Source organism: Clostridium gallinarum, from assembly GCF_014836325.1.
In the GTDB taxonomy this organism is placed as follows: domain Bacteria; phylum Bacillota; class Clostridia; order Clostridiales; family Clostridiaceae; genus Clostridium; species Clostridium gallinarum.
Genome location: NZ_JACSQZ010000086.1, coordinates 1 through 8,963, shown reverse-complemented (window position 1 = coordinate 8,963; position 8,963 = coordinate 1). Strand labels below are relative to the sequence as shown.

The window sequence follows — 8,963 nt, the reverse complement described above, 5'->3', positions numbered from 1 at the left end:
GAAAAGATGGAGCAACGAAAAAATGATAAGAAAAGTTTCTTTAAGATATTCTCTAATTAATCAGAATTATAAAAGATAGGGTAGTTTTAAGGTATATATACCTTAAAACTACCCTATCTTTTGTTAAGTAGTAGTGGGTGAGTGGTATTATGATATTTAGTTAATAAGCAAAATTAAAAATAATAAAAAGTAATAGAGAATTATACAAAGTCATATAGAATCATATAAATTCATGCAGTATCATAAGAAAGCATATAAAATCATACAAAATCATATAAATGCATATAAAATCATAAATTTAAATAAATGGTGTAAATCTACACTGTATTTACATTAAATTACACTAGATTTATATAGAAAAACCATAAATTCATATAAAAAAATAACGAAGCATAATAGAAAAGAATCGTAAATTTAAATAAGTAGTGTAAATCTACACTGAATTTGCATTATATTACACTAGATTTACATAAAAAAACATAAGATTTTTTATGTGCTACTTTTTATGTGAATTTTAAAAGTTAAAGTGATTTTCAAAAAAGGTAGCAATTAAATAATAGAGAAATACTGGCTTTATCAGAAGTTACAGAGAGTCTAATATCAGAAAATAGTATCAGGGCAAATTAGTCTTATTTCTTATGCCTAAAGGGCATTCGAAAACACCTAGAAAATTTTCCCTTACTTCGTAAAGGAAAAACCGTAAAAAATTGTGGCTCGCCACAATTTATTTACTTTTTCTAGGTTTAAGACTAATTTGCCCTGTGGGACTTGTGCAACTTTCAGTTGCAGCTCCTAAAGGAGCAATTAGCTAAAGCTAATTATTTTTCAGATTAACCTACGGTTAATCCTATTATAATTAATTTGAACATAGCTTATAAACTATTCAATAAGATGTTATAATTTAAATATAAGTAACTGGGATTTATTTTACCAGCAGTAAGAAAATTTTTGTAGGATGAAAATTTATATAAACATGAGACTTTCTATAGAAAGTTTTATGTTTTAAGTAGGAAAGTAATGTAAAAATGTTTAGGAATAATTGTACCTAAATGTTTCAATGACATTACTTTTTTTTATTAAAAAGTAATGTTGGGCCTTAAATTTTTTAATACAAGGATGGAGGTGCTTAATTGGCACGTGGTAGAAAATCTGAAAAGATAAAAAGAGTCACCAAAAGTGATGGAGAGACTATGAAATCAATTGCTCATACAGGAGTAATAACCAGGGCTAATGCTAAAGAGTATTTTAATTTAAATGATAAGAGAATAGAGCTGTTAAAGAAAAATAGTTACTTGATTGAACATACTAATAATACGAAGAAAGGGTTACAGACTTATTATACTTTGGGGAAAGCTGGTGTGGATTTTATAAAAAGACAAACTGATATTGACTATTTGTATAGGGGAAACAAAAATCAACTAGATCATGATATTAAATTAAGTCAGGCCTATTGCCAAATAACACATGAACAGCGCCAAGGATGGATAAATGAAAATCAAATAATACATAAGTGGGACAAGCTAGCACCTAATACAAACCATGTAACAGGAGTTGATGCAATAGTTGTAACTAATGATGGAATAGTTGCTATAGAAGTTATAACTAGAAATTATGGGGAAGTAGAGATACAGGAAAAGCATAATGCAGCTAGTGCACTTGGATGTAATAGGATGGTGATGATTAATGCGTAAAGCTATTATAGAATATGATAAAGAAGATTTAAAGGTAATAGTTGATGATAAAAAGTTAGATATAAGTGTTTTAGATTATATAGAAATTGAAAATAAGTATGACTGGTATTTAAAAGCTATTAGATTTTTTGGGAACTTTGCAACATTTGAACATATAGCAGCAATATTAAAGGGAAAACATAGTAGAACTAAGGTGTTTAAAGATCTTAATAGGATGTGTGAGCTGTATCTTTTAAGGAAAGAAGAATTAGGTAATTATATTTACTTTGTTTTAACTAAGAAAGCACAGATCTACTTAAAGAAAAGAAATAATGTTGGATACATTCCTAATCCTTCAGATAAAGCTGTTAAAAGTAATCTTTTGTTATTGGATTATTTATTAAATAATCCAATAACTCTTACAACAAAGAGTATGAATGATTTTGAAAATGAAATAATAGGGCTTATAAATGATTTTAATGATTATGAAGAATATATAAGAGCTTGTTATATATTTTTATATAAAAAGATGGCAGCTGTAAAAGAAATAAAAAAAGATTTTTTTAAGGAACAGATTAATTTAATTAAGAAAAAGAATGAGTTTGTTGAGTGTAATGGTAAGGTAAGACTTGTAAAGTATTATGATGTTTTAAGTAAGTTAATGTTAAAGAATATATATTTAATAAAAGTTGATAGTAAAGATGATTCAGTTACAATTACATTTTTAATACAGGATATAGGAAGAAGTATTTCATGGTATAAGAGAGAAATAATAGACATTAGCAATATATTAAGAAAAATTTATTTCAACCCAATAGAAAAATGTATTAAATATAATTTAATAATACAGACAGATAGTATTGATAATAAAAAAAATTTACTAAAGGTTAAAGAGATATGCAATAGATTAAAGAAAGAAGGAGAGAGGTGTATTGAATATGCTCTTAGACCTAATTTAGCTGAAGCGAGATTTATAGGATATTATTTAAGCGACAGGAGAGATTTACCCTGGGGATTAAATGACATAAGTGTAGTTGAGTATAATACCGATAGATTTTTTGAAACCAGAAGTGATAAGATCAACACTGTATATAAGAATCAAATTAATGTAATTGAATTAGATTAAAGTTTAAAATCAGTATAGATGGTATATAACATTAAGAAAGGAGAAATATAATATGAAAGATATAGTAATGTTAATAATAAGCTTATTAGCTATAGTAGCACTATTTTATATAATTGCAACTTGCTTTAAAAACATAATAAACAAATAATTTTATAAAGACATAAAGGTTAAAATAAAAGTACTATTTCGCAACTAAGCTTACGAAATAGTACTTTTTTTGCATAAGTTTATTTATATTAAACTAAAAATCATGATTTTTTGAAATTTTGATAGCCTACAAATGGCATAAAATCGTATTTTTTTATTTTTTCGTGAAAAGATTTTTTAGCGAAATAAATGATTTTATAGAAATATATTATTTTAGCAAAAGTAGTAGTTTAAATATGAAAGTTAGTGCTAAATATAAAATGTGTATATTTTGGTATGTTATAATATATTTTAGGAGGTGTTGATGTGAATTCAGATAAGAAGTATATTTGGATATTAATAGTGTTATTTTCATGTATTCCGTTAATAAATATATCTAATATAATTATTGTTGCTACTCTTTTAATAGTAAGTATAATGAATTATAACGTGAAATTAATATGCCAAGAAAGTCCCAAAATTAATTTTGGAATTATAATATTTAAAAATATTATAATATTTATATTTTATTACTTTATAACATTAATGCAGACATTTTTATCATATTTGGGATTGATTAGTAAACTAAGTGAATTTAGCAACGTAGATGTAGTTGATGTTGGATTTTCTTTAGTAGATCCTAAGATAATATTGATGAGTATTCCAATTATTATTAGCTCCTTTTTATGTGTAAAAAATGGAGTTTTAAAAAAGAAAATATTTATTTTTTTAAATGTTATTAATATATTAATATTTATTTTTATAGTGAAATAATGTAATTTAAAGATTAATGTAAATTTTTAGACTGCTGATATTTAGTCAGCAGTCGTTAATTTTAAGCTGCTATAAGTTCATCAAATATAGCTATTAAAAAATTTATAGCAGCAACAAGTTCATCCCCAGGAACAGGATCTAAAAGTGTAATGATTAAGATAAAGGTAGCCAAAGCTAGTCCACCACCTACCAGTTTATCAAAGTCCAAAGTACCTTCAATTGCTAAGGTTTCTTTTACTCTAACATTCGCAGGATAGTTTAATATTGTTGATAGCTCAACTGCAGTTATTGTTAATGTTTTATTTACTAAACTAAAACTAACTTTTCCGGCTGAAAATTCATATTTCTCAATCCACTTTATTGTACTTTCAACTTCAGCTGTAACAGATGCAGGAAGCATATCTAGAAGTACGCCAGTAGTTCCATCAAATATGTCAGATGGGTTTGACATATTTGAAATCTTCTTTGCATTTTCAGAAGAAAGAGGTAATGCAGGTTCGTCTTGAATTAATTCTGCTGAAAGAGTTAAATCAAGATTCTTATATGAAAGTAAGGTTTCTTTATGAGATGGTTTTACTTTAGCTTGTAAATTATAAGCGGATTTTGTTAGTAAATGAAAAAGTCCTTTGTCAATTTTACGTTCCTTTGGGCTAGTTTCATCTGAGATTCCAAGATAATTTAGTATTTGTGTAGCTATTGAATTAGCAAAAGAATATTCATTATTAGCTAATAAGATAGCATCACTATAATTACTTATAAAGGCAGTTTCAACTAGTATGGAAGGCATATTACTTAACATAAGAACTCTCCAAATTTCTTCTTTATGCCCTCTATTTGGTATTCCAAATCTACTAGATATAGATTTAGCAACATTTGCTGATAATTGTTTAGTTTTTGAATCAGCAGATGGTTTAGTATAGCATTCAGTTCCTCTAACAGATGGAGAGGCTGAATTAGCATGTATAGAAACAAATAAGTTTGCTCCCCAATTATTAGCCATTTGAGATCTATCTTCTAACTCTATGAAAGTATCATTTTCTCTTGAGTATTTAACTGATATACCATATGAGTTTAATATTATTCCTAATTTTTTAGCTATTGATAAAACAATAGCTTTTTCTTGGAATCCATTTCCAACTGCGCCTGGATCATATCCACCATGTCCAGGGTCTATAAATACTTTTAATCCGCCAGGAATTTCTCCACCGCCATTACCAGTATCTCCATTACCAGAAGAATTTCCATTAGTGTATTGAGGAGAAGAAGTAATAGAACTATCATTATCTATAGGAGCCCAAATAGCACATCTACCAAATTTTTCAGTTTGAATTATATAGATATCTCCACCTTTTTCAGCAAGTATTTCATAAGATAACCCACCAAATTGAGCAGGTGCAAGTGATCCGATAGCATTAGCAGTAGTATAAGGTCCATTTTCATTATAGACAGCCCAACTTTGCATATGGGGATGTAAATTTAAATATTTACCAGTTCCGGGAATTAATGATCCACCACCAGATCCATTATTATCTCCATTAGAATAACTTCTTTCATAAGTAATATTACTATCATTATCAATAGGAGCCCAAATAGCACATCTACCAAAGGATTCAGTTTGAATTATATAAATGTCTCCTCCCTTTTCGTCTAATATCATATAGGATAAACCACCATATTGAGCCGGAGAAAGATCACCAATTTTATAATTAGTAGTATAAGGTCCATTTTCATTATAAATAGCCCAACTTTGCATATGAGGATGTAGGTTTAAGAATTTTCCAATTTGTGACATAAATAAATCACTCCTTTTAAATTTTATATTTTTTATTGCCGGCTTGAGTGACTAGTCATTAATTATAAAGTGAATTTAAAGAAAATTGTAAACTAAAAAATTTATAAAAAAATTATGTTTACAAAAAAGAACGTATGTTCCCTTATAATTGTATAGGGAGGGATATATATGGAAAATAATATGTTTAAAAAATTAATTGAGTATAGAGAAGGTAATAATAATTCTTTGCTAGAAATTATAGAAATATTTAACCCTTTAATAAGTAAATATTCTAGATTATTAGATAAGGAAGATACAAGGCAAGATTTAATCATACATTTAATTAAAGTTTTAACTAATATTCCAATAGAGAATAAAAGGGTATTAAAAAATAAAGAGATAATAGGGTATATAGCTAAATCTATAAGAAATGAATATATAAAACTATCAAAAAAAAGAGATAAGATAAGACTTAATGAAATGGAATTAAGTTTAGATATAGAAATAAGTCATGAAGATTGTAAAACTGAGTTTGAGATTTTAGATATGTTTAAAGTTTTAACTAAAAAAGAAGCTTACATAATGAAATTATTGTATGTATATTATTTATCTGTAAGTGAAGTAGCTGATTATATGAAAATATCAAGACAGGCAGTAAATCAAAGTAAAAATAGAGCATTAAAAAAAATAAAGGAATTATATTTATATAAATAGTAAAAAAGCAGATATTTAATTACTTAAATATCTGCTTTTTTATATCTTCAAGATCATTTTGAATTTCAGGAAGGGTATTGCTAAGTTGTTGTATTATCTTTTGATAATTTTCTTCTCTTATTTGATTTTGTTTTAAAACATAAAGTAGAAGATAGCCAAATAATAAAGCAAAAACTCCTTGAGTAGTTAAAAAATTAAATAGTTCACTATTCATAAAATCCCTCCTTTCAATATATATAAAGAGTTTTATTTATAATATAGTAAACTATTAAATTTATTAAAATTAAACTGAAAAGAATATATCAATTATTGGAAATGTTGTATAACGGCATAATATAAAGTAAAATAAAATAGTCGAATAAAGGAGGTGAAGTAGTGGGACAAGCGTTAAAAGTAGAAAAAGTAGAATATATAGATAAGGTTCATGGAAATAGTAAAGGATGGATCACAAGAAGTTGTATAGATGAAAATGGATATAGTCAATGGCATTATAAGTATGCTGAACTTAAAGAAACAGACTTAAAAGGAGAAAATATATATATAACATTAAATACATTTTTTAAGCCTTATAGAAGGCTTGAGTGTATAAAAGAGTTAAATGCTTTATTTATAGATTTGGATTATTATAAAACTAAATTCACTAAAGAACAAATAATAATGAATTTAGAAGCAGACTATTTTAATAAAATAATTCCATCAACAAACTATATTATAGATAGTGGTAGGGGATTAGCATTAATATGGTTAATAAATAAAGTACCAAGTAAAGCAATACCATTATGGAAGGCTATAGAAGAATATTTATATAATAAATTAAAAGAATTTGGAGCAGATAGACAAGCTTTAGATGCAACAAGAATATTAAGAGTACCAGGAAGTATTAATTCAAAATCAAAAACAGTAGTAAGCATAATAGATGAGTATGAGTATATTTATGATTTAAGAGAAATACAAAAAGAGTATCTTCCTGAATTAAAACCAAAAGAAAAGAAAAAAGGTCGACCGAAGAAAATAAATTATGTCTATAGAGAAAGAAGTTTATATTATGCAAGAATACAAGACATAACAAAATTATGTGAACTTCGAAAATATGATTTAAGAGGTCAAAGAGAAATAATATTATTTTTATACAGGTATTATTTGTGTAGTTTTACAGAAGATGTTCAAAAGGCTTTAGAAGATGTGTTAGAACTTAATAGTATGTTTATATCACCATTAAAAGACAATGAAGTTATAAGGGCAACTAGAAGTGCAGAAAAGTGTTATTTAGATAAAAATAAAGATTATAAATATAAAAATGAAACTCTTATAGATCTATTAGAAATTACTGAAGATGAAGAGAAGTATATGACCACTATAATTTCTAAAAATGAATATAAAAGGAGAGATAGAGTTTATCAGAAAAATAAATATCAAAGGAAATTAAAATTAGAGGGGAAAATAAGTGAAAAAGAAAAGCTATCACAAAGAAGGGCAAAAATAAAAGACCTTTTGGCAGAAGGTCTTGAACAAAAAGATATATGTTTGCAACTTAATATATCTAAACGTACTTATATTCGTGATAGAAAATATTTAAAAGAGCAAGGTTTAATTTAACCTTGTTCTTTTGTATTATAAGAGATTTATTTAATTTAATCAAGAGGTGCCAAATTTTCTCGGCTTGTATTATAGGGTACGTAGTACCTGTCCTGTTTATTTGGGAGGGGAGCAACTGTACTAATATTAAAAAGGAATTCCTAAGTTATTTTATGAGTAGCTTCCCTAAAGAGAGAAATGCAGCAGCTTAAATTTAGATAAAGATAAGGCTATTTTTATGCTCCTTGATGAATGGTTAAATTAAATGTAAATATATCTAATAAAAATGGGTGATTCTAAAATATAGAGGGGGTGATTTTAAAATATAGAGGGGGTGATTTTAAAATATTTAGGGGGTGATCCACAAATTTAACATAAAACTATATTGATACTTTTCTAAAAGTTTTATTTCTAACTCATAATAATCATATTTTCTACCTTTAAAATTATCAAATCTAGTTTTCTTTAAGTTTTTTCAAGTTCTTTAAATTAACCAGGTTTTATCTTCTTTATCATAAGTCAACAAGGCTATCTAAAATCCTATTTAAAATAATAATAAAGTTTTATAATATAATTTAATTCAGATCAGCAACTCCTTAAATGAAATATGATTAAGCTTATCTTATTTGTATAAAGGATTTTAAAGAGATTTAACGAATAGTTTAAAGTAGTTTAATCTTTTAGAAATGAGGGGTTTTGGTATGTTAAGAACAGTTGAGGAAACAGCTATTGAACTAGGAGTAAGTAAAACTACAATTTATAATAAACTTAAATTGAAACAGTATAAGTGTAAAATAGTTAAGAAACAAGGAAAATCAATGGTTGATGATAGTTTATTCAATTTGATTAAAGAAAGTTTAAAAGTTAAAAATATAGTTGAAAATGAAGAAATTGACAGTGATGTAAATGAAGAGATTTCAATAGATAGAGAAGGATTATTTAACTTGAATCAAGAGTTAATTGAAAATTTATTAGATCAGCTTAAAGAAAAAGATAAACAAATAGCTGAATTACATAAATTAATAGAAAATAGTCAGGTGCTTTTAAAGGAAGAACAAAAAAAGTCAGAGCAGCAGCTATATTTAGCAGAACATTTTGAAGAAGTAGATAATAAACTTCAGGATCTAAGAGAAAAGATGGAGCAACGAAAAAATGATAAGAAAAGTTTCTTTAAGATATTCTCTAATTAATCAGAATTATAAAAGAT

General features: G+C 26.1%; 8 protein-coding genes. 6 read left to right on the top strand and 2 right to left on the bottom strand.

The genetic code is table 11. From position 1 onward, the window contains the following. The first annotated feature begins 1,130 nt into the window (after positions 1-1,130). From H9660_RS15130 to H9660_RS15120, 3 genes are all read left to right on the top strand, one after another. On the top strand, positions 1,131-1,691 hold the full coding sequence (locus tag H9660_RS15130; RefSeq protein WP_191751216.1) for a hypothetical protein: 561 nt from the start codon (positions 1,131-1,133) through the stop codon (positions 1,689-1,691). Then, positions 1,684-2,796, top strand: coding sequence for a hypothetical protein (locus tag H9660_RS15125; protein WP_191751215.1), 1,113 nt, complete (start codon positions 1,684-1,686; stop codon positions 2,794-2,796). Before H9660_RS15130 ends, H9660_RS15125 begins: the two co-directional genes overlap by 8 nt. 453 nt (positions 2,797-3,249) lie before the next feature. Beyond that, positions 3,250-3,696 (top strand): hypothetical protein, encoded by a 447-nt coding sequence (locus tag H9660_RS15120; RefSeq protein WP_191751214.1) that lies wholly within the window; start codon positions 3,250-3,252, stop codon positions 3,694-3,696. Between the two features lie 61 nt (positions 3,697-3,757). Here H9660_RS15120 and H9660_RS15115 read toward each other — a convergent pair whose 3' ends face one another. Beyond that, positions 3,758-5,488 (bottom strand): N-acetylmuramoyl-L-alanine amidase family protein, encoded by a 1,731-nt coding sequence (locus tag H9660_RS15115; RefSeq protein ID WP_191751213.1) that lies wholly within the window; start codon positions 5,486-5,488, stop codon positions 3,758-3,760. 168 nt (positions 5,489-5,656) lie between these two features. On the opposite strand from H9660_RS15115, the gene H9660_RS15110 reads away from it, so the two are divergent. Next, the gene (locus H9660_RS15110; RefSeq protein ID WP_191751212.1) at positions 5,657-6,181 is read left to right on the top strand and encodes a sigma-70 family RNA polymerase sigma factor; all 525 of its coding nucleotides are present in this window, start codon (positions 5,657-5,659) and stop codon (positions 6,179-6,181) included. Positions 6,182-6,200: 19 nt separating this feature from the next. On the opposite strand, the gene H9660_RS15105 is transcribed toward H9660_RS15110, so the two are convergent. Next, complete coding sequence (locus H9660_RS15105) at positions 6,201-6,395, bottom strand: BhlA/UviB family holin-like peptide (RefSeq protein WP_191751211.1); 195 nt, start codon at positions 6,393-6,395, stop codon at positions 6,201-6,203. A gap of 161 nt (positions 6,396-6,556) precedes the next feature. Here H9660_RS15105 and H9660_RS15100 point away from each other — a divergent pair, with 161 nt between their 5' ends. Continuing rightward, positions 6,557-7,777 (top strand): helix-turn-helix domain-containing protein, encoded by a 1,221-nt coding sequence (locus H9660_RS15100; protein WP_191751210.1) that lies wholly within the window; start codon positions 6,557-6,559, stop codon positions 7,775-7,777. Positions 7,778-8,457: 680 nt separating this feature from the next. Continuing rightward, positions 8,458-8,946 (top strand): hypothetical protein, encoded by a 489-nt coding sequence (locus H9660_RS15095; protein ID WP_191751209.1) that lies wholly within the window; start codon positions 8,458-8,460, stop codon positions 8,944-8,946. Positions 8,947-8,963 lie beyond the last annotated feature (17 nt).